General features: G+C 51.9%; 17 protein-coding genes. 8 read left to right on the top strand and 9 right to left on the bottom strand.

The window, feature by feature from the left end; genetic code table 11:
- The first annotated feature begins 120 nt into the window (after positions 1-120).
- The 3 genes from thyA to AC6I1F_RS06170 all read left to right on the top strand — a co-directional run bounded on the left by thyA (position 121) and on the right by AC6I1F_RS06170 (position 1,808).
- Positions 121-924 carry a thymidylate synthase gene (thyA, locus tag AC6I1F_RS06180; protein WP_160334539.1) on the top strand — a complete coding sequence of 268 codons (804 nt, stop codon included), beginning with the start codon at positions 121-123 and terminating at the stop codon, positions 922-924.
- A 21-nt stretch (positions 925-945) separates the two neighbouring features.
- Positions 946-1,452, top strand: a complete 507-nt coding sequence (locus AC6I1F_RS06175) for a dihydrofolate reductase (RefSeq protein WP_289077611.1) — start codon at positions 946-948, stop codon at positions 1,450-1,452.
- Positions 1,453-1,514: 62 nt separating this feature from the next.
- Positions 1,515-1,808: a 4Fe-4S ferredoxin gene (locus AC6I1F_RS06170; RefSeq protein WP_160334537.1), complete on the top strand. Its 294-nt coding sequence runs from the start codon at positions 1,515-1,517 to the stop codon at positions 1,806-1,808.
- A gap of 6 nt (positions 1,809-1,814) precedes the next feature.
- Here the strand turns inward: AC6I1F_RS06170 and AC6I1F_RS06165 are convergent, their stop codons facing one another.
- Together AC6I1F_RS06165 and AC6I1F_RS06160 are read right to left on the bottom strand one after the other, a co-directional pair.
- Entirely contained in the window at positions 1,815-2,654 is an 840-nt protein-coding gene (locus AC6I1F_RS06165; protein WP_289163869.1) for a carboxymethylenebutenolidase, read from the bottom strand.
- Between the two features lie 12 nt (positions 2,655-2,666).
- The gene (locus AC6I1F_RS06160; protein WP_289077612.1) at positions 2,667-3,236 is read right to left on the bottom strand and encodes a hypothetical protein; all 570 of its coding nucleotides are present in this window, start codon (positions 3,234-3,236) and stop codon (positions 2,667-2,669) included.
- Positions 3,237-3,463: 227 nt separating this feature from the next.
- On the opposite strand from AC6I1F_RS06160, the gene AC6I1F_RS06155 reads away from it, so the two are divergent.
- Together AC6I1F_RS06155 and AC6I1F_RS06150 are read left to right on the top strand one after the other, a co-directional pair.
- Positions 3,464-4,531: a C45 family autoproteolytic acyltransferase/hydrolase gene (locus AC6I1F_RS06155; protein ID WP_497801664.1), complete on the top strand. Its 1,068-nt coding sequence runs from the start codon at positions 3,464-3,466 to the stop codon at positions 4,529-4,531.
- Between the two features lie 80 nt (positions 4,532-4,611).
- Positions 4,612-5,073, top strand: a complete 462-nt coding sequence (locus AC6I1F_RS06150) for a hypothetical protein (RefSeq protein ID WP_497801663.1) — start codon at positions 4,612-4,614, stop codon at positions 5,071-5,073.
- Positions 5,074-5,115: 42 nt separating this feature from the next.
- On the opposite strand, the gene AC6I1F_RS06145 is transcribed toward AC6I1F_RS06150, so the two are convergent.
- The 5 genes from AC6I1F_RS06145 to AC6I1F_RS06125 form a co-directional block, all read right to left on the bottom strand.
- A complete protein-coding gene (locus tag AC6I1F_RS06145) occupies positions 5,116-5,547 on the bottom strand; it encodes a DNA polymerase III subunit chi (RefSeq protein WP_251452153.1) in 432 nt (143 codons plus the stop codon).
- Between the two features lie 61 nt (positions 5,548-5,608).
- Positions 5,609-6,580 (bottom strand): autotransporter outer membrane beta-barrel domain-containing protein, encoded by a 972-nt coding sequence (locus tag AC6I1F_RS06140; RefSeq protein WP_290372562.1) that lies wholly within the window; start codon positions 6,578-6,580, stop codon positions 5,609-5,611.
- Between the two features lie 24 nt (positions 6,581-6,604).
- Positions 6,605-9,439: a valine--tRNA ligase gene (locus AC6I1F_RS06135; RefSeq protein ID WP_289077615.1), complete on the bottom strand. Its 2,835-nt coding sequence runs from the start codon at positions 9,437-9,439 to the stop codon at positions 6,605-6,607.
- A gap of 121 nt (positions 9,440-9,560) precedes the next feature.
- Positions 9,561-10,922 (bottom strand): MATE family efflux transporter, encoded by a 1,362-nt coding sequence (locus AC6I1F_RS06130; protein ID WP_289077616.1) that lies wholly within the window; start codon positions 10,920-10,922, stop codon positions 9,561-9,563.
- 96 nt (positions 10,923-11,018) lie between these two features.
- Positions 11,019-13,325, bottom strand: a complete 2,307-nt coding sequence (locus AC6I1F_RS06125) for a molybdopterin-dependent oxidoreductase (RefSeq protein ID WP_497801662.1) — start codon at positions 13,323-13,325, stop codon at positions 11,019-11,021.
- Positions 13,326-13,430: 105 nt separating this feature from the next.
- Here AC6I1F_RS06125 and AC6I1F_RS06120 point away from each other — a divergent pair, with 105 nt between their 5' ends.
- Positions 13,431-13,823 (top strand): nitrous oxide-stimulated promoter family protein, encoded by a 393-nt coding sequence (locus tag AC6I1F_RS06120; protein WP_160334527.1) that lies wholly within the window; start codon positions 13,431-13,433, stop codon positions 13,821-13,823.
- A 46-nt stretch (positions 13,824-13,869) separates the two neighbouring features.
- Here AC6I1F_RS06120 and AC6I1F_RS06115 read toward each other — a convergent pair whose 3' ends face one another.
- Positions 13,870-15,276, bottom strand: coding sequence for an amidohydrolase family protein (locus tag AC6I1F_RS06115; RefSeq protein ID WP_497801661.1), 1,407 nt, complete (start codon positions 15,274-15,276; stop codon positions 13,870-13,872).
- 225 nt (positions 15,277-15,501) lie between these two features.
- Between AC6I1F_RS06115 and argG the strand changes: the two genes are divergently transcribed.
- Positions 15,502-16,839: an argininosuccinate synthase gene (argG, locus tag AC6I1F_RS06110; RefSeq protein ID WP_290373146.1), complete on the top strand. Its 1,338-nt coding sequence runs from the start codon at positions 15,502-15,504 to the stop codon at positions 16,837-16,839.
- A 172-nt stretch (positions 16,840-17,011) separates the two neighbouring features.
- Positions 17,012-17,608, top strand: a complete 597-nt coding sequence (locus AC6I1F_RS06105; protein WP_290372468.1) for an NAD(P)H-dependent oxidoreductase — start codon at positions 17,012-17,014, stop codon at positions 17,606-17,608.
- Here AC6I1F_RS06105 and AC6I1F_RS06100 read toward each other — a convergent pair.
- On the bottom strand, positions 17,605-18,642 hold the full coding sequence (locus AC6I1F_RS06100) for a threonine aldolase family protein (RefSeq protein ID WP_251570514.1): 1,038 nt from the start codon (positions 18,640-18,642) through the stop codon (positions 17,605-17,607). The genes AC6I1F_RS06105 and AC6I1F_RS06100 overlap by 4 nt on opposite strands.
- Between the last annotated feature and the right edge of the window lie 61 nt (positions 18,643-18,703).

The raw sequence follows: 18,703 nt of genomic DNA, 5'->3' as shown, positions 1-18,703 counted from the left end.
GCCTTAGCTGTAGTCCTGATGATGCTTTATCCCCCGTGTTTATATGAACTGCCTTTTTCGTTAGAATGGTGATTCCTTTGAAAACACATCAACAGATTAAATATGTAAAGGACACTGGACATGATGAAGTCGAATCAGTATGAAACGTTTATGAAAGATGTCTATGAACACGGCCTCAGCAAATCTGACCGCACGGGCACCGGCACACGTTCTCTGTTCGGCTATCAGATGCGTTTTAATCTGCAGGAAGGTTTTCCGCTGGTCACAACGAAAAAACTGCATACCCGCTCGATTATTCACGAGCTGCTTTGGTTCCTGCGCGGCGACTCCAATATTAAATATCTGCACGACAATAAAGTCACGATTTGGGACGAGTGGGCAGACGAAAACGGAGACCTCGGCCCCGTTTACGGTGTGCAGTGGCGCAGCTGGCCGGCAGCCGACGGCCGCCATATCGACCAAATCAGCAATGTCATCGAACAGATTAAGACCAATCCGGATTCCCGCCGACTCGTCGTGTCGGCTTGGAACGTCGGAGAGGTGGACAAGATGGCGCTGCCGCCTTGTCATATGTTCTTCCAGTTCTACGTCGCCGAGGGCAGACTGTCCTGTCAGCTCTATCAGAGAAGCTGTGACATTTTCCTCGGTGTTCCGTTCAATATCGCCAGCTACTCGCTGCTCACCTGCATGATTGCGCAGCAGTGCGGTCTTGAGCCGGGGGACTTTGTATGGACGGGCGGGGACTGCCATATCTACAACAACCATTTTGAACAGGTCGAACTTCAGCTCTCTCGCGAACCTCGGCCGTATCCTAAACTTATTATCAAACGCAAGCCGGACTCGATATTCGACTATAAATTTGAAGATTTTGAGTTCATCGACTACGATCCGTGGCCGGCCATTAAAGCACCTATCGCAGTTTGATTCTCAACGGAACTTTTCTTCATGAAACCTCATATCAGTCTTATTGTTGCAAGAAGCCAAAACGGCGTCATCGGAAAAGACGGCAAGCTACCCTGGCATTTCCCGGAGGATTTGAAGTTTTTTAAACAGATCACGATCGGCAAACCCATCATCATGGGTCGGCACACCTGGGAGTCGATTGGACGGCCGCTGCCCGGAAGACGCAACGTCGTGGTCACACGGCAGCCGGACTACAAGGCCGATAAAGCCGAAGTCGTCCATTCTCTGGAAGATGCAGTCAAACTTTTTACGCCGAACGACAATGTCTTTATTATCGGCGGCGCAAACCTTTATCGTCAGGCGCTCCCCATTGTGGACACCGCCTGGATCACTGAAATTCTGCAGGATTTTGAAGGTGACACCACGTTTGACGGTCTGGATTTACATGACTGGAAGCGTGTCTGGGTTGAAGAGCATCCCGCAGGCGAGTCAGGTCCCTGGGCATACCGCTTCCAGCGCTTTGACCGCATTCGGCACTCTACGTATTAAAACCAATGCCGCACAGCGCTTGCGCGCTATAAAATGTCGAGCAGATATCGGAGAGAAAAAATATGGCAAAAGAATTAATGCAGATTGAAATTGACAGCGGACTCAAGAAGGAGTTCCTGGAATGCATCAATCATGCCTATAAAGGAAAAACAGAAGAAGGCATCATTGACCTCATTCGCATCTACGTTGAACGCGCCAAAGGATCTCCGCGTCAGAAAGAAATCAAGAGCAAAGTTCAGCAGTTTGTTTTTGAGGGCGACGCCAAGAGCGGCATTACTCCTCTGGAAATCGAAAAGCTGGTCCTCAATAAGACGGATGAGGATATTGAAGCAGCTCGTCTGGATAAAAGCAAATAACGCAGACTAATCGAGGGCGCTCGCGGCCTGTTTGATCAGTTCGACATCCACACCGTCTTCTCTGAGCCGATCCTCAACTCGATCCATCGTTTCATCAAAGCGCGGGTTTAAACCCGCGTTTTGCCATAATTCAGAGACTTCCTGTGTGCAGAGCCTTCTGTCAGCCGGCGTGTAGCTAACCTCTTCAATAACGGTTGTGCGGCACACTGAGTCTTCAGCAAGCAGTTTTGCGGAAACAATTGCCATATAAGCCATCATGGCGTAGGTCGGCATATTCGGATCCGTGATCTTTTCGCCTTTCAAATATCGATGGATGACATTTTCCACCTGCGCAGCCTTTGACGCTTCAAACTGTCCGAGCGGCATACAGTCGCCAAAAGAAGCTTCTTTATCTCCGATCTCGTCAATACGGCAGTAAAAGCCATGGCGTCTTCCCGGAAAAACATCCTTCAGAAGACTTTTGTCAGAGTCGACAGAGGTGCTGAGCGTAATGGTGTAAGAAGGATTCTTAACCGTATAAATGATTTTTTCTCGGTCTCCGACCACACGAAAAACGTTGGAATTAATAATACCGTACTTTCCAACGTAGCGATCGGACGCTTTTTTTGCGTCCGCCGCGGCAAATTTCGCAAACGGTTTTGCCCGAAGGTAAAAAACCTTCGGGTTTTCAAATAAAGATGAGGTTCCTGTATTAATAAACCCTTCAATCTGCTCTTGCGCGAACGCCTGAATCAGATAGGACTCAAGCGGGGAGAGCTGGTAACCCGACGCGAATGCAGCCGCGGGCGCAAAGCCTAAAAGCGCGGCTGCCGCCTTAGTCAGTGAGAATTTAATACAGGAATTCATGATTCTGCAAAATTACCAGCGGCGATCGGCGATCTTCATCTGCTGTTCATCCACGAAGAACCAGAAGTCCTTTTCGTTCAGAGTAATTCTGTGGACAACAAGCCCGGTATCGGCGTCCTGATATTCAAACACGACATTAATCGGCTGATTGGATAAGAATTGGTTTTCCGCCTGAGCGCAGAGATCTTCAAAATTGATGCTCGGCATATCCCAGGGATCTCCGTCGTCCACATCAAGAAGGTTGCCCCTGAAGCGCGGATGACACATCAGAAACTTAAGCACGTCAGCCAAACGCTCTGTCGGAATAACCCACAGATTAAGACCGCCGTTTTCCGTTAAATTCTTAAATACATTCTTCACGAACGCGTCAAGCTCAATGTCATCGGGAACAGTCAGGACGTCATTTAAGCCCATCGGATCGTCCGCATGGGTTTCGTACCACTGCTGACCGGTGGTTGTCATCGGTCCCTCAAGCTTCATTCTCAAGTCGTCAAAAGCAATAAATCCCATCGCGAAGGGATTGGCGTTGCCGACCTTGCGTGCGCTCGCAGCCAGCTTTGTAATTAGTTCTTTTTTTGTCATTCGGCTCATTGACCCATCCCTCACTATCTATATATATTTTTAAAAGCTTAGCATCTTAACAATTTGTAACGCCGCTTCTGTGTCCATAACGAGTATTGAATTCTAGTAGTTTTCCGTCGCTTCGGAGCCCGATAAGATGCGATTTTTCAAACTGTCGGATAAAACCGATCGGAAAGCGTTTTCGACGTAAAATTTTCTTTGTCTCAAATCCAAACGGTTCAAAAAAAATGACTCATTTATATATAAAGATGAGCGGCACGCCGTATGAATGCGGGCTGCTGTACGGCACTCAGGCCAAAGAGCTCATTCACAAACTGATTGAAGAATACAAGCTGCTTTTTGACAAAGAAAATCACATTGCCTGGGAAACCGCGTACAAGAAAGCCGCCGCTTTCGAGGAACCGATCCGCGCGTTCCGTCCGGATTTGATTGAGGAAATGAAGGGCATCGCCGACGGCGCGGGAATCGATCTGCAGACCGTGCTTGTGCTGAACTGCCGATCGGAAATCATGTTCACGGACATTCCGTCTAACGAAGACGCCTGCACCGTGATCGGTGTTCCGCCGGAAGTCTCCAAAAACGGCCATACACTGCTCGCACAGAACTGGGACTGGTGGACGGTCGGCGAGGGCACAACCGTGCTGCTTGAAGTAGAGCAGGAAGGATATGCCAAGTCGCTCATCGTCACTGAAGCGGGTCTTGTCGGCGGCAAAGGATTAAATGAATACGGTGTTGCGCTCTCCATGAACGCAATGAGTGTCAACGGCGGGAAAGTCGGAGTGCCACTTCAGGTCGTTCTGCGCGCCGCTCTTTCCTGTTCGACCGTACCCAAGGCGATCGACTGTATCGCTAAATGTCCGAGAGCAGGGTGCGCCTGCGTGGGACTTGCCTCTTGGGACGGCGAACTTGTGATGGTTGAGTATGCACCGAATGATTTGGACATTCTTCTCAGCGACGGCAAAGCGCTCTGCCACACCAATCACTGGCAGTCTCTAAAGATGATTCTCGGACCGGAAGCGCGCAACTATTCCTATATCTCCACCTTTACACGCCTGGACCGCGCTCGCAGACTGACCAAAGACAAGAAAAAGCTCACACCGAAAAAACTCTTTGCCATCCTGTCCGATCATGCCGGATACCCTGACGGTATCTGCCGTCACGATGACCCGGATCTTCCGTACTACCACTGCCACAGCTCGCTCTGGTCCATGGTGATTGATACGGTCACAAGAACGCTCTACATCACGGACGGCACGCCGTGCAAAGCTAAACCGGAAAAATACGTCCTGAAATGATATGTCAGACGCTCCGCTGAAAGACGCGGAGCGCTATGATCTCGCGATGTACAAAATTTAAAACCATCAGAGGAAGCTGCATGAATAAGAGACTGCTTTTTTTGCCGATAGTGCTTTGCGCTTTTTCCGCTTCAGCCAACGCCGGTCAGTATGCGGAAGAACTGGGTGTGTGTGTTTATAAAAACCTGACTTCTTCTGATAAAACCGTGATGACGCAGTGGGCTTTTGTCACGCTTGGCAAGACGAAAGCGGCGCGCCAAATCACGGTGATTCCGGATGCAAAAACAAAGGAAGTAAATCAGAAGGCAAAGGCTGCGCTCTCCCGCATCATGACGCAGAACTGCGCGAAAGAAGCGACCAAAGTCGCCCTGCATGAATCCAAGGACGGATTAAAGAATGCTGCGGCGACCCTTGCGTTAAGGCTCGCGCAGGATGAGCTGAGCGATAAGATGGATGCGTCCTTGTCGGAACTCCTAAACCCCGGCACCGCCAATGTGCTAAAAGGCGCGGAAGTACTGAAGGGATTCTTCGAGAAGCGTTAAGGAGAAGGATTCTGAACAAAAAGCTCCTCAAGCGGGAGCTTTTTAGTTTTTAGGATTGACAACTTTGGGCTGCAGCCCTTGTTTTTTGTAGCTTCGATAACGGCTGCGTCCTTCTTCAAGTTCGGCTCCGGCACTTGCGACCACGTCGATGATTTTGGGAAAGCGCTGCATCAGATCCTGCATATTTCCGGGCGCGTTGTGCGTCAGCATTACAAGAAGATCCGCTGCCGGAAGCTCTGACGGGCGCCGTCCGATCACAAAAGCGCCTCGCTGAATTTCCGCGGAACCGGCCGGACCGTGCGGAATAAAGGACGTATTGTCAAACGCCCAGAGACGCTCGTCAAAAGAGCGCAGGTCGCCTTCCGTCTCTACGAGAACGCATGCGGACATCCCTAGCCGCTGGGCTTTTTTAAGCGCTCGACAGGCATAGAGCTGTCTGTCCGGAATACCGGTATGGAAGGCAAGATCTGACATAGGTTTATATTAAAACAAAAGCTCGGAAAAAACTCCGAGCTTTTGCTTCGGACAAGCCAAATTAATACATGAACTGATAGTTCACAGTCACGTTCTGACTGACGCTGCTGTGCGCGGCAGCGCCCGCAGAGTACAGGAATCCGAACGAATGCTGTCCCTTGCTCAGCTGCAGACCGACTTTGCCGCGGAAGAGCAGAGAGTTGGCAAAGCGCTCGGTATCGGATGCGAATCCGCCGAGGTTAGCCGTAATCTTCTTATCGCCCGCAGTCGGAATCACCGCAAAGTCAAGCATGCTGCGGCTCTTCCAGCCGCCCGGACATACGTATTCGTAGCCGACGTTCACGCCGACCGGGAACTGCCAAATACTCGCGCCGGAGAAAGAGGCGTCAAGCCGTCCGTCAAGAAGATCCCCAGCCACAGACACGTCGTCTGTCAGCAGACGAGTGAAGCGAACCGAGTAATACGGAACAAAGCTCAGGCCGCCCGCGACGAAACTCGTCTCAAAACGCAGTCCGGCGTTCCAGGACTTCGCTTTGCCGTCGCCTAAGGGAAGATCAAAGCCGTCATATTTGAACTTGCTGTCGATCTTGCTGTGGGTATAGCCGAGATTGGCGATCACGTTGACTTTCTTGCCTGTCCATGTGGAGTAGAGATTAACTCCGTAGAAGGTGGAAGAGCCGTGACCGTCAACATCCCCGTGCTTAACCTGTCCCTTGCCGCCGTTCAGCGCAAGACCGATACGGAAGTTGTCCGCGATGACATGGTCATAGCCGAGCGAAAGCGCTGCGCCCTTGTCTTTATTCTGGTTGTGCGCGATACGGTTGTGGAAGCCGTAAGCCGTTACCCAGGGATCGCCCTGTTTGAAAGTGCGGTCCCAGCCGTTGAAGAGGGGACCGGCCATAGAAAGCCGTTCCTCAATCACGTCCTGATTCAGACCGCTGACATCAAAGTTCGTGATGGAATATGTCGCAGCGTTTGCGGCAGCCGAGGTTAAGAGAAGTGCTGCCGGCGCCAATAAAAATTTATATTTCATTCGTTCTCCAAGGAAGCGTTAGATTTATTCGCTCGGAAGTTTTGCAAGCTGTTCCTGATTCGATTTTAACAAAGCCTGGTTTGCGGCCAAACGCTGTCTTTCCTGTTCGATCACGGCGGCGGGCGCTCTGCTGACGAATTTCTCGTTCGCGAGTTTTACGTTCGCTTTCTGGATTTCAGCTTCAAGTTTCGCGATTTCCTTGCCAATTCGAACTTTTTCAGCGGCGACGTCCACCTTGATAATGAGCATCAGGCTGAAATCATCCACGACCGCAACAGGAGCGGCGGATCCGGCCGGGCGAACCGATTCCAGATCTTCCGTGAAAATCACTTCTTCAAGACGGCAAAGCGCCTGCAGATATGCGGTGGATTTTTCAATACGGGCTCTGGCTTCGCCGCTGCGGCTGCTGATTGCGAGCGGAACACGTTTCGAGGGCTGCAGAAGCATTTCGCTTCTCAGGTTTCTCACGGCGGCAATCACTGCCTTGAGCTCTTCGATCTGCTTATCGGCTTCGTCATCAATGGCTTCAGGCTCATACTTCGGATAGGCCTGAACCATCACGGATGTCTCTTCGTCTTCCTTTCTGACGCCGGCAACCAGAGAGACTTTCTGCCAAAGTTCTTCGGTAATGAACGGCATGATCGGGTGCGTCAGACGCAGCACGCCTTCAAGGATGGTCACAAGCGTGCGGCGTGTCGCGCGTTCAACAGCCGGATTTCCGCTGTTGAGCTGGACTTTCGCAAGTTCAAGATACCAGTCGCAGTACTGATTCCAAATGAAGGAATAGATCGCGTTGGCGGCATTGTCGAGGCGGTAATCCGTGAAGCCCTGACGGACTTCTTTAACCGTGCGCTCAAACTCGGAACGGATCCAAAGATCGGGTACGGAGTAAATCAGTTCAGCGTCTTTCTCGAGTCCGCAGTCTTTTCCTTCCACGTTCATCAGCACGAAGCGGGAAGCATTCCAGAGCTTGTTGCAGAAGTTTCTGTAACCGTCGGCGCGTTTGACATCAAAGTTGATGTTGCGGCCAAGGGTCGCGTAAGCGGCCATCGTGAAGCGCAGACCGTCCGCACCGATTTCGGTGATGCCGTTCGGATAATGTTTCTTGAGTTTATTGATAACCTGCGGCGCTTTTTCCGGCCGACGCAGACCCACCACGCTCTTTTCAATCAGATGGTCGAGATCCACGCCGTCGATCAAGTCGATCGGGTCAATGGTGTTGCCTTCGGATTTGCTCATCTTCTGACCTTCGGCGTCGCGCACGAGGCCGTGGAGGTAAACGTCTTTAAACGGAACCTTGCCCGTAAAGAAGCGGGTCAGCATGATCATGCGGGCGACCCAGAAGAAGAGGATGTCGTAGCCGGTCACGAGAACGCTTGAAGGCAGGAAGAGGTCCAGCGAAGTCTGATCGCCGCGCAGCGTCGAGAAGGGGACAAGGCCGGAGGAGAACCATGTATCGAGCACGTCCTCATCTCTGGTCAGTTTGACGCCTTCGCCCGCCATCGCCTGAGCTTCCGCTTCGTCGTGGGCGACATAAACCTTGCCGTTTTCGTCGTACCAGGCAGGAATCTGATGGCCCCACCAGAGCTGACGGGAAAGACACCAATCCTGAATATTGGAGAGCCAGTCCTTGTAAACCTTGCGCCACTGTTCGGGGAAGATGTTCACGAGGTTGTCATCCACCGCTTCAAGGCCCAGATCGGCAAGAGACTTGCCAGGGAAGCGGCAGCCTTCGGGCGCTGGTTCGCTCATCGCGAGGAACCACTGATCGGAGAGCATCGGCTCCACGATTTCACCGGTACGCGGCACGCGCGGAACCATATGCTTATGCGGTTTAATGCCGACGAGAAGGCCCTGAGCCTCCAGATCCGCGACTGCCTGCTTACGGGCTTCGTAACGGTCAAGTCCGCGGTATTTCTCCGGAACGTTATCGTTCAGGCGGGCGGTCTTGGTCATGATGTTGAGCTGTTCGAGGTTATGGCGTTTACCGACTTCAAAGTCATTGAAGTCATGCGCCGGCGTGATTTTCACGCAGCCCGAACCGAATTCTTTATCTACATAGGGATCGGCGATCACCGGAATCTCGCGATCGGTGAGCGGCAGACGAAGCATCTTTCCAACGAGATGTTTATAGCGTTCGTCTTCCGGATTGACGGCGACCGCCTGGTCGCCAAAGAGCGTTTCCGGACGTGTTGTCGCAACGACAACACCTTCGCCGCCGTCAACTGCCGGATAACGAATTTCCCAAAGATGTCCGTCGCTTTCCTCGGACTCGACCTCGAGGTCGGACACCGAGCTCTGCAGTTTCGGGTCCCAGTTGACCAGTCTGCGGCCGCGATAGATCAGGCCTTTGTTATAAAGTTCAACGAAGCAGTCGATCACAGTCTTCGAGAGATCTTCGTTCATAGTGAAGTAGAGGCGGTCCCAGTCAAGGGAGTCTCCGAGTTTGCGCATCTGCTTGAGGATGGTGCCTCCGGAGAGTTTCTGCCAGTCCCATACTTCTTTGATAAATTCTTCGCGGGGCATATCTCTTCTGGATTTGCCCTGACCTTCAAGACGGCGTTCGACAACGATCTGTGTGGCGATACCGGCGTGGTCCGTACCCGGCATCCACATCGTGTTATAGCCGTCCATGCGGTAGAAGCGTACAAGCGAATCCATCACGCTCTGGTTAAAGGCGTGTCCCATGTGGAGAATACCGGTGACATTGGGAGGAGGAAGCTGGATTGAGAAGCTCTTTTTGCTCTTATCTGTACCGGCCTTAAAAAAGCCTTTCTTTTCCCAGTAGGGATACCATTTAGCCTCAATCGAAGAGGGATCGTAACTCTTTGCAAGTTCCTGCGTTTTTGTTTCGCTCATAGCTATTCGATCATTGTTCATTAAAAATAGGAATCTGTTATTTTCTCACTTTTTTCCGCGCTAAAAGAGTAAACCCGCGTGATTTTTCGTTTCAGCGCGGGTTTTTGGCGGTTAAATGAGATTATTCGACTTTTAACTTTGGCAGACGATTCTTCTCAAACCAGAAATACAAAATTCCCAGTCCGATCGATGTGATCAGCCAGCTGAGCGGGTACACCATCATCAGCACTTCGTAGGTCGGCTTCATGGCAAAAGCGGTATACACCCAAATCACTCGGACAGAGCAAATGACAATTACGGTAATAATTGCGGGCGCAAGCGAATAGCCGTAACCGCGCATCGCGTCCGAGAACACCTCCATAACGGCGTTCAGCGGCTCCGGGACGACCACCCACCACAGACGAATCATACCGAGCGCGATAATGTCTTCGCTCTGGGTAAAGACACCGAGCAGCGTGTGTCCGAACACAAGGATCAAGGTAGAGAGCACCAGCGTAAAACCGATGTTCAGCCCCATGGAGATCCAAGTGATTCGTTTGCAGCGATCGACGTTTCCGGCGCCGTAGTTTTGGCTGATAAAGGTTGTCGCCGCCAAACCGAACGCGTTCACAAAGCCGTAGACATTAATTTCAATCGTGAAGGCCGCGACAGAAGCCGCCATGACTTCCGGCCCCAAGCTGTTGATCGCGCTTTGGATAATTAAATTCGAAAGAGAAAAAACGGAGCTCTGCAGACCGGCCGGCCAGCCGATTCGGACAATCATTCGGGCAGATTGACCGTCCGGTTTAAAAATTCTGTGAAGCTCAATATGCAGAGGTCCGTCGCTTCTCGTCAGTTTAAAAAACAGAATAGAGGAGGCGAGCACATTGGCGAGTGCCGTGGCTAAAGCCACACCGCCGATAGACCAATCCAGAACCAGAACAAAAAATAAGTTGCCGAGCACGTTGAACACCGTACCCGCGCACAAAGCCCAAAGCGGCGTTTTGGTGTCGCCGCTGCTCCGATAGATCGCTGCTAGAAAATTATAGAGCGCGATAAAAGGCATACCGAGCAAGTACACCCGAAGATAAACGGACGCATGATGAACAACACTTTCGGGTACGTCCATCCAGCTCATGATCTGATCGCACAAGACAAGCCCCGCGATCATGGCGACAAGACCAAATACGAGCGCGATAAAAATAGAGGTGTGAACGGCTTTAGAAGCCCGAATTGTGTCGTTCATACCGAGACATCGGGCAACGACCACATTAGAGCCCAGCGCCAAGCCCATACAGAAGCTGATAATGAGGCCGTTGACCGGAACATTGTTCCCAACAGCCGCCATCGCCTCGTTGGATACGAAGTGCCCGAGGACCGCAACGTCAGCCATGTTGTAAAGCTGCTGAAGGACACCCGTGAGCGCAAGCGGAATCGCAAAGACAATCATCTTGTCCCATATCGATCCGTTCAGCATATTGATAGATTTGCTTCCGGTACTCATAGCCGAGAGCTCCTTAGCTGTATGGTGTTTTTGATATATGCCTAAAGACTACTCCTCTTAGGACTCACGGTGTGTGACCGAATATTCGCGATTGTCTTAAAGCGGCTCTTTCTGAGCCTTCTGTTCTGCCTGAACATACTTCTCAACGTCAGCCAAACCGCAGGAAGCGACATTGCCGCAGGTAAATCGCGACGCCGGAATATCAGGCGTCAGCGTATTGGAGCAGCCCCCGACATCAATCGATCTGCCGTCGATTTCTTTGGGTTCGTACCAGGCGCCGTGCCGCACGCAGATCACATCTTTGCGGATATCGGCCGTGACGAGCGCTTTAGCAAGGATTGCGCCTCTGTCATTTTTGACGATAACCGTATCGCCCGAAACGATGCCTTTTTCGCGCGCGTTTTCTTCGTTTACCATAACGGGCTCGGCTTCTCCCTCTTTAGTTAAGCCGCCGAGCTGGCTGTGCAGCCGATGCGCGCTTTTAGCGCTGACGAGCGCAAAGGGATATTTTTTATCTTCCGCGCGCACAAATTCCGTCTGCTCAAGATAAACCGGATAAGAAGGACAATCAGTGTAATGACAGTCCTGAATCTCCTCATTCGTGATCTCAATTTTGCCGCTCCGGGTTGGGAGCGGATAAGCCTGAGGATCATTGCGGAAATCCTCAAAAGCGATATAAGGCTTTTCGTTCTTCTTTTTATCAAAAAGGATAACGCCTTCGGCCTTAAAGGTTTCGTAGTCCGGAAGCGTGACGCCGAAACCTCTCCTGCTGTAAGCGGCTTCCTGATAAATCACGCGAATCCAGTCCTCTTCGCTGCGTCCGCAGGTAAAGGAATCGGCGCATCCCATCTTCGCGGCGATCAGGGAATAGATCTCATAGTCGCTCTTGGATTCATACATCGGCTCGATCGCCTTTTTCATATAGACGATGCCGTCGTTGGTGTAGGTTCCGATGCCTGTGACATCGTTTCTTTCAAAGAAGGTGCATGCCGGAAGAACGATATCGGCGTTAAGTGCCGTAGGCGTCCAGAAGCAGTCCGTCACAACGACCGTTTCCGGTTTTTTCCAGGCTTTGGCAAGACGATTGGTCTGCGGCTGATGCGAGAACGGATTGCCGCCCGCCCACATAACCATACGAATCTCCGGATACGTGCGCTTTTTATCCATGTAGTAAAAGCTTTCTCCGGGGTTCAGGAAACACTCGGCAAAGCGCGCGACGGGGATCACAAGAGTTCCGGCCCCGTCGTGTTTATACGGAAGAACCGGTTTGACGTTTGAACCGATTCCTCTGACGGAGGGGCCGATACCGGAGAGGCTTCCGCCGCTGCAGTAATGATAATGAGTACCGAAACCTCCGCCCGGAAGTCCGATATGTCCGAGCGCGCAGGCAAGCGCCGCGGCCATTCGGGGCGGCTGTTCTCCGAACTGAGCGCGCTGCGGTCCCCAGCCCATCATGATCATGGTTCGATTGTCGCGAAGTTCATGCGCGAGTTCTCGAATCCTTTGAGCAGAAACGCCGCACTTAGCTTCGGCCCATTCGGCGGATTTGACGACACCGTCTTTTTCGCCGAGCACATAAGCCATAAAAGGCTTGAATCCCTCGGTGCAGCGCTCAATGAAATCCGTATCGAGCCGGCCGCTCTGGTGCAGTGTATGAATCATCGCAAGCATCAAAGCGCAGTCGGTACCCGGGAAGGGCGCGATCCATTCACTTTCGAGATAAGCGCCGGTCTGAGTCCGAAGCGGATTCACCACGATGGTTTTGATGCCGGAGGCTTTAAGCGCTTCAAACTTAGGATAGCTGTTATGAATCGTGGTACTCCAATCAACATCATTTGTAATCAGCGGGTCGCAGCCCCATAAGACAACGCGCCGACTATTGTTAAGAATATCGTCCCAATCGGAACAGCGGGGATCGGAATCCCCGAAAACGCACGAAAGCACGGGCGCGATGGCGGCGGTGGAATAGCTGTTGACGCATTCGACAAAACCGCCGCAGAGCCTAAGAAGTCTTCTGTTGAGCGTCACCGCAGAATTGACCTCGCCGCAGGACATCCATCCGTAGGATCGGCCGAACATCGCGCTCGGTCCGTAGTGATCATAGATACGCCGCATTTCTTTGGCGACAAGACTCAGCGCGTCATTCCAGCTGACGCGAACCCATCGATCAGAGCCTCGTTTCTCTCTGGAAGCGGGGCCTTCACGGAAATAACTTTCACGCACCATCGGATAGCGGATGCGTTTGTCGCAGTAGGGGAGCTCTGCAATTTTATTCAGGTTCGGACTAGGTCTGTGGTCTTCCTTATACGCCTCGAGTTTTTCTATACGGCCGTCTTTATTTAAAACAGGCTTAAAAATGCCCCAATGTGAGGCGGTATAACCGGAAGAATTATTAGTCTTCATTTTTGTTTTTAGGCTAGTTGTCTGCTGATCGTTAGTCTTATTTTAATTGTAAGTCTGACTAGGACTTTCACTTGGTTGTTAGAATGAAAGGCGGAGGTATTGAAAATGAGTCTTGATCTCAGTGAAAAACGTTTAAAGCAGCTTCAGAACAAATATATTGCCGATGAGGTTAAGACAATTCGGCTGATGACCGAAATTTACTGTCATGCGCATCACGGCACGGATTCTGAGCTCTGCGAGGAGTGTCAGGCGTTTTTCGAATATGCGCGCAAGCGTCTTGCCTGCTGTCCGTACGGCGACAAAAAGCCCGTCTGCAAGAAGTGCAAAATTCACTGTTTCGGGAAAGACTTTAAAACGAAAGCCAAAGTCATCATGGCGTATTCCGGACCGAGATTAATGCTTCGGCATCCGATTCTCTCTTTCCGGCACATTGCGGCTGTTTTTAGAGAAGCTCCGGAAAAGCCCGGACGCAAAACGATTCCGATTAAAAGCGAATAACGGCAAACGGCCTCCCGAAGGAGGCCGCTTGATTTCATATCGTTAATTAAAGGGCAGGGATTCTTTCAATCTGTTTGCCCGGATCAACAACGATCGCCTTCATGCCGCGTTTCTCGATCGCTTCCTTACCGTGTTTGGTACAGATGACGGTCGCGCCCTTGGAGACGAGTTCGCCGTTCCAGAGAATCTTGCGGCCTTCAATGAAGGACGCCATGGGTTTCTGGGTGGCGTAATCGTAGACGGTGATATCGGCGTCGGCTCCGACGGAGAGGTGACCCTTGTTTTCAAGACGAAGCATACGGGCCGGGTTCAGAGAAGTCTTCTGCGCGAATTCCGGCAGTGTAAGAATGTCGAGTTTCACGAGCGAGAGACCCTGACTCAGGATCACGTTTCTCGGGATGCAGCCGCCGTCGGTGGAGATCGCGTCAACGACGAAGGAGCCGTCATCGCGTCTGGCCTGTGCGAGTTCAATGCGCGGCAGCGGAGGATTGATATTGAAGCTTCCGCCGACATCGGAGTCGGCTTCTTCCCACATCTTGAGCGCTTTTTCACCGGTCATCAGATCGGAGTATCCGCCCGCATCGAACACCACGAAGGCTTTACCCGCGAGCAGCGCCTTGCGGACGCCGTCTCTGTCTTCGCTAAATCCGAAGTGGCGCAGGCAGTTGCCGGTCACCTTGGACTGGATCTTGCCTTCGGCGTCACAGGTGAGACGCGTGCCGTTCTTCGGAGAAACGTAGCTTTCGCAGAAGATATTGGGATTTTTTTTCAGAAGATCGATCGCGATGGCGGTTTCTACCATGCAGGGTTTAATCGCGCCGCGGCAGTAAGCGTTGATATGAGCAAGGTGCAGGGGATAGCCGTCAGCCATAGCGACCGCTTCGATCATGCCCTCAATATTGGAGCCGTGTTCACTCGTGCCCGCGTGCCAAGCCACATAAGCGCGTTTTTCGAGCGCGGTTCTGACGAGCAGGGAAGAAACATCGGGCTTCAGCGGATAATGGCCGCCGAGCAGCTTCACGCCAAGGGCTCCGTCTTTGAGCGACTTGTCGATCAGAGTTTCCATTTCTTCTTTGCTCGGCGCGTTGGTCTTGAATGTGAAGGGAGGCGAAGCAAACTGCAGGATCGCCATATTAATACCGACGCCGTATTCGGGAACGCTGTCGAGCACGTCTTCGAGCGGACCGGCCATATCAAGGGCTGTCGTCACGCCGTTCATCGCCAGCATCTTGGGACCGTAAGGCGAGCCCCACATACGGCCGAGATGCACGTGTGAGTCAATGATGCCGGGCTGAAGCACAAGACCTGTGAAATCAATCACTTCTTCGGCTTTGCCCTGAAGGTCTTTACCGACCTCAGCGATTTTTCCGTTTTCGATCGCGACGTCGCAGACTTCATTGACATGGTTGAGAGGGTCGACGACATGAGCGTTTTTAAGCAGTAAATCCCACATTTGCGTGAATCTCCTTGGTTATTGATGTTCTCTTCATGCTAGCGCAATCCCGCACAATTGGGAATATTCAAATTATGAAAATCCCCAAGCGAAGAAAAAATCTGTGCAAAGTTGCGTAAACCCCGTATGGGTTTTGTCATAATGCTTCGTTGAAGATTTGCGGTCACTTGTCCCGCATCCTCGATTGCTAACTTAACAGCCTCAATATATAGAGAGATAAACGACATGGAAACCATCCTGAAATCTCTTCCGGTGGGAGAGAAAGTCGGCATCGCCTTCTCAGGCGGCCTTGATACCAGTTCTGCATTACTTTGGATGAAAAAGAAGGGCGCTTTCCCGTGCGCCTACACAGCCAACCTCGGTCAGCCCGACGAGGATGATTATGAGGCAATTCCGCGCCGAGCCATGGAATTCGGCGCTTCTATCGCACGTCTCGTGGACTGCAGAGAGCAGCTCGTTGCCGAAGGCATTGCTGCGATTCAGAGCAACGCGTTTCACATTTCCACCGGCGGCGTGACTTACTACAACACCACACCGCTCGGACGCGCTGTTACCGGCACAATGCTCGTGAACGCGATGAGAGAAGACGGCGTCAACATCTGGGGTGACGGCTCCACCTACAAAGGAAACGACATTGAGCGCTTCTACCGCTACGGTCTGATCGCCAATCCGGAGCTCAAGATCTACAAGCCCTGGCTTGACGTTCAGTTCATCAGCGAGCTCGGCGGCAGAGCAGAAATGAGCCAGTTCCTTGCCGACAACGGCTTCGGCTACAAGATGAGCAAGGAAAAAGCTTATTCGACCGACTCCAACATGCTCGGCGCGACACACGAAGCCAAGGATCTTGAACATCTGGACAGCAGCGTCAAGATTGTTGACCCGATCATGGGTGTTCCTTTCTGGCGTGAAGACTGCGACATCAAACCCGAAAAAGTGACCGTTCGCTTTGAAGAGGGCATCCCTGTCGCGCTCAACGGCAAAGTGTTTGATGACAAGGTTGAACTCATGCTCGAAGCCAACCGCATTGGCGGCCGTCACGGTCTGGGCATGAGCGATCAGATTGAAAACCGTATTATTGAAGCGAAGAGCCGCGGCATCTATGAAGCCCCGGGAATGGCGCTTCTTCACATCGCGTTTGATCGTCTTGTGACCGGTATTCACAACGAAGACACGATTGAGCAGTGGCGCATCAACGGTCTCAGACTCGGCCGTCTGCTTTACCAGGGCCGCTGGTTTGACCCGCAGGCCATCATGCTTCGCGAAACCGCTCAGCGCTGGGTTGCCAGAGCCGTCACCGGCGAAGTCGATCTTGAACTGCGCCGCGGCAATGACTACTCCATCCTTGACACCCGTTCGCCGAACCTCACATACGAACCGGAACGTCTCACAATGGAGAAGGGCGACTCGATGTTCACCGCTTCCGACCGTATCGGTCAGCTCACTATGCGCAACCTCGACATTGTCGACACACGCAACAAGCTGTCTGTTTACTCCAAAGCGGGTCTTATCGGATCCAACACTTCTTCCATGCCACTCTTAAAGGGCACGAAAGACAACGAATAATTTCGTTTGATTAATCATCCCGCTCCGGGTAACAGGATTCCGGGGCGGGTATTTTTTGTCTTCGGTAAAAATCTGCTGCGCCGCTTATGCCTGCGGGTTATCAGATTGATAAAAAATAAGAATTAGGATTTTGAGACGCTCTTCGATAGGATTTCAGGCAAAGGAGAAAATCATGAAAAATGTTTTAATTCTGAACGGCGCCTGTAAACATTTCGGTAACGGCGGCTCTTTAACTCAAAGTTTCTGCGACTTGGCAAAAACACTTCTAAGCAAAGAGGGCGCTCGCGTCGAAGTGACACTTATGGCTGAGTACAGCGATATTGATGCGGAATGCCGAAAAATCCTGGACGCGGATATCATTCTTCTGCAGTCGCCTATATGGGCGATGGGGATGCCGTGGCGCGTAAAAAAATATGTTGACGAAGTAATGACGCAGCCCGTTGTCTGCGGCAGCGACGGAAGAAGCCGAGAACACCCGGAGCGTCTTTACGGCTCAGGAGGACCGCTCGGCGGAAAACGCTACATGTTGAGCACCACTTGGAACGCCTCTTTAAGAGCCTTGACGCAGCCGAAAGAATTTTTCTCGGGCCTTGGGGCGGACGCGCTGCTTTGGCCCTGGCATAAACAGTTTGAATATATGGGCCTTGGTCTCGGCAAACTTCCTACATTCTGTTCTTTAGACGTTTACAAAAATCCGCAGATTGAGGAAGATTTCCGCCGTTTCAAGGCCCATCTGACTCGGCACGTGGTGCCGTATTTAAAAGATTAGAGCGCTTCAATCGCTTTAATCAGACGATCAACACTTTCGTCGGTCGTCGCCCAGCTCGTGCAGAAACGAACCAGAAACTCCTCCTGACCGACATCTCCTTCGCATTCAAACGCGAAATCGGGAAGAAGGGCATCTCTGTAAGCGCGAGGCAGGTACCAGAACTGCTGATTAGTGGGAGAATCCGCAAGAGCACGGCACCCTTTAGCCTTCAGCGCGTCACGAATACGCATCGCGGCTTTTACCGCATGCGCGCCGATTTCGTTATAGAGACCGCCGGTAAACAAGGTTTCGAACTGGACACCGAGCAGTCTGCCCTTGGCTGTCATCGCGCAGTGCTGCTTAATAACAGTTCTGAAATTTCTGTCCAAACCGTTTCCGCGGGTAAAGACAATCGCTTCACCAAAAAGCGCGCCGACTTTGGTGCCGCCAATGTAGAACACGTCGGTCAGCTGATCGATGTCTTTGAGCGTTAAGTCGCTTCCTTCAGCGTTCAGACCGTAAGACATGCGGGCGCCGTCCAGATAAAGCGGAATCGCAAATTTCTGACAGACACGGTAAAGGGCTTCGAGTTCCGACTTGCTGTAAACCGTACCGATTTCTGTCGGAGAAGAAATGTAAACCATGCCCGGCTGAACCATGTGTTCTGTGTTCGGATCGGCCCAGAAGGAAGTCAGATAGCTATCGAGCGTCTCGGCCTGCAGTTTGCCGTCTTCTCCTTTGAGCGCAAGAACTTTATGACCGGTCGCTTCAACCGCGCCGGCTTCGTGGACGTTGATATGTCCGCTTTCCACACAGACGCAGCCCTGGAAAGAGCGAAGCAGGGCAGAAATCACACAAACGTTGGCCTGAGTGCCGCCGGCCACAAAATACACATGCGCTTCTTCGTCGGAACAAGCTTCCTGAATCAGCTTACGGGCCAATGCACAGTGGCTGTCCGTGCAGTATCCGGGAGACTGTTCGAAATTGGTTTTCATCAGCGCTTCCATAATCTTGGGATGAGCGCCTTCGGCGTAGTCGCATTCAAATCGATCCATTTAATTATCCGTTTGTATAAAAAAGAAGGGACGGCTGTTAACCGTCCCGACATTTTAAACC

It is taken from the genome of Parasutterella sp. St.1A3 (genome assembly GCF_059728705.1).
The sequence above is the reverse complement of the archived record's forward strand: the minus strand, read 5'-3'. Positions and strand labels throughout refer to the sequence as shown.